At 46.2% G+C, this 995-nt stretch carries 1 pseudogene; it reads right to left on the bottom strand.

What is annotated here, in order from left to right:
• A pseudogene (locus CWB99_RS24265) lies at positions 1 to 995 on the bottom strand (hypothetical protein); the annotation flags it as partial.

A 995-nucleotide genomic window follows, 5' to 3' on the forward strand; every position in this document is an offset into this window, starting at 1 on the left:
CTGCATCATTGTCCAGATTTGCAACGGTGATCGTGCAGTTTCCGCCGCTATGAGTTGCTAACAGCGATTTAGTCTCAAGTGAGTACAACGCCAGTCCATCTCCAATACCAGCCAATTCTTGCGAGCCATCTCCATTGAAGTCTCCAGTGGTCATCAGGCCACTGTAAAACGTCGTGCCCATTGCCCATTGAATCTGCCAGTCTTTAGTATCATAGATAAGTCCTGAGTTGAGTATCAGTTCAAGTTGATTATCGTCATCCAGATTGGCAAAGTGCACTGTTCTTGTGTCATTAACCGCTGTCTCAAACAACATTTTCGTAGTGTCCTTAAGACTGAAAACGCTGAGTGATGTTGCACCACCGTGAAGCAATGCAATTTCAGAGATGCCATCGCCATCGATATCTTGAACGGTTCCGGCAGAGATTTTTGTCTCAGAGGTAAAAACGCTGACAGCTTCACTGTTGAGGTCATTAATCAGGCTCACACCGGATTCAGTGATAACAATTATCTCACTTTCACTGTCCGCATCCGTGTTTGCAGCGGCGATTTGCACCACTTTTCCATTTGTGGGTAGCCTGTACGGATAGAGCCATTTTTGTTTGGCTTCTTCATTTTGTTGCTCCAGCAGCATAATGCGCCAGTTGTTATCTGTTGTCAGTATGTCGTTTTTATTGTCTCCGTCAAAGTCAGCAATCACGATATTTCTCTGTCCCGAAGGGACCTCTATTCCGGAGCGAGCGATGGGCAGTGCTTTATTAGTTGTAACCCTGACTTTTTCAGTAACAATGGCACCTTGCTCACTGTCCTCTCCAGGCGTAGAGAATGAAAAATAGTACTCCTGTGAAGAGAAGAGCGTATCCTCGGGGGCAGTCCAGGTCATCACGCCTTCGTCATTCATAGTGGCGCCGTCTGGTGCCGAAATAAGCTGAGTTACCAACGTATCGTTTGGTTTGTCAGGGTCTGAAATAACGGGAGTAAATGATACTGTTTGCCCT

Origin of the sequence: Pseudoalteromonas rubra, assembly GCF_005887095.1 — a bacterium.
GTDB lineage: Bacteria > Pseudomonadota > Gammaproteobacteria > Enterobacterales > Alteromonadaceae > Pseudoalteromonas > Pseudoalteromonas rubra_E.